This is a genomic window from Nitrincola nitratireducens (assembly GCF_000585235.1).
In the GTDB taxonomy this organism is placed as follows: domain Bacteria; phylum Pseudomonadota; class Gammaproteobacteria; order Pseudomonadales; family Balneatricaceae; genus Nitrincola; species Nitrincola alkalisediminis.
Genome location: NZ_AONB01000051.1, coordinates 1 through 1,550, shown reverse-complemented (window position 1 = coordinate 1,550; position 1,550 = coordinate 1). Strand labels below are relative to the sequence as shown.

The 1,550-nt window shown below is 35.8% G+C and carries 2 protein-coding genes; both read right to left on the bottom strand.

Translation table 11 applies throughout. The features are described 5' to 3' along the window. On the bottom strand, positions 1-231 hold a 231-nt coding region (locus D791_RS19875; RefSeq protein ID WP_162149949.1), incomplete at its 3' end, for a transposase family protein. A gap of 348 nt (positions 232-579) precedes the next feature. Continuing rightward, positions 580-1,344, bottom strand: a complete 765-nt coding sequence (locus D791_RS19430) for a glycosyltransferase family protein (protein ID WP_051514698.1) — start codon at positions 1,342-1,344, stop codon at positions 580-582. Positions 1,345-1,550 lie beyond the last annotated feature (206 nt).

Below are 1,550 nucleotides of genomic sequence, written 5' to 3'. Positions count from 1 at the left end.
TGTTTGCATCTGACTCGGATTCAACCTTGCGATCACTCGGGCAATCGTATTGTGACGCGGAATTCCATTTTCAAAATCACCGTAGCACTTCAACCAATCAATACGCGCTTCACCAAAATCTGCGATTTCTTCCCAGCCTTCAGCTCCTGCAATCACACCGCAAACGGTCAGTAATAAAATGTAAGAAAGTGAATGCTCTACCTTCCAATCTTGGCGATAGTTTTTAAGAATTCAGAGATGGCTTAGCAGGTCTTGTGGGTGCATGACGATACCTGATGATTATAGAGTCTTTGCATCAGACCCTACTTGTTGGTTTTAGGCTAATACGATCAAAGCCACTGGTAGCAAGGGGGGGCATGATTTTTCCCTGAAGAGCTACCAAGTAATAGGCTTCTTTATCAACGCTTGCTTTAGCAATTGAAAGCTGACAGTTTATCGAGAATCATGTGTTACCGAGCATCCAAAGATGCTGAAAAATTTTAAAAAAATTTTAATCATATATTAAGTGATACTAGATTACTACAGCAATAATTAAGTTATAAAGTGTAGTTACAAAGTAAATAATTATTTCGTAAAACATCATGGAATTTCTATGGCGAAGTCGATTTTTATTGCTTCGCTGATAGTTTTTTCTATCAGTAATCGTTTGATTAGTATTCTCAGTCTTTTAAAACCTTTGTGTGGTAGAATCTGACTAGAAAGGGAAATATCATCAGTTCGTATGTAAATGGCTGCGGGGTAGGGTATGGCTTGCAGAGGACGCTCTTCAGACTTCGCTTGTTGACTCCAAAGTCGATGTGACTTGAAGCGGCTATAACGATTATCTTCATCTTTTAATGTTAGAGGGAGTTCATCATGTGTAAGATAAAATATTGCACAACTACCGCATTGCTGGTCAAAACTTTTGGTAATAGGCAAGATTTTTTTTGCCCCAAAATAATACATATAGCCTTTATTTATTAAATATCCATGAGGATTTTTATTCTTTAGAACGTAATCTACTAGGTTACGGTGGATTAGATCATCCGCATCCAATAGCATTAGGTATGTGCTTCCTTTTTTTTGACGAAGATAGTTACCAATTGCTTGCTTCTTATATCCTTTATCCGCGAGCATCTCAGCCCTATTTTTCGGTATAGGTGAATTGACATTAATAAATGTTACAAAAGATTTATATTCTTCTTTAATTGGTGGTATCTCATGACAGGCAATAATATGGTGAAAGTCTAGACAGCTCTGATTTGCTACAGAGGCAAGCATCGCATTAAGCATTTTAACACTTTTTTCCCAATTAACTGCGACTTGCTTGCTTAAAAAAGGTGTTCCAAAATAAAATGAATTCATATATTACTAACCTTTGCAAAATTATTGTGGATTCTAACAAAAAAATACTGATGTTTAGGCATATTAAAGAAATGAACTAACAAAGTTAAGTGGTTTTTTAATGCTTTAAAGTACCCTCATCGAAAATTGATTTTTTCAACAAGCTTTCTCTACACTATCGTAGTTTTGTATGTGCCTATACAAGTTAATCTGAATTAAAATCACGG

Bases quoted from the DNA above. Each gene is read 5' to 3' on its own strand.
- D791_RS19430 (WP_051514698.1), bottom strand. From the start codon at position 1,344: ATGAATTCATTTTATTTTGGAACACCTTTTTTAAGCAAGCAAGTCGCA.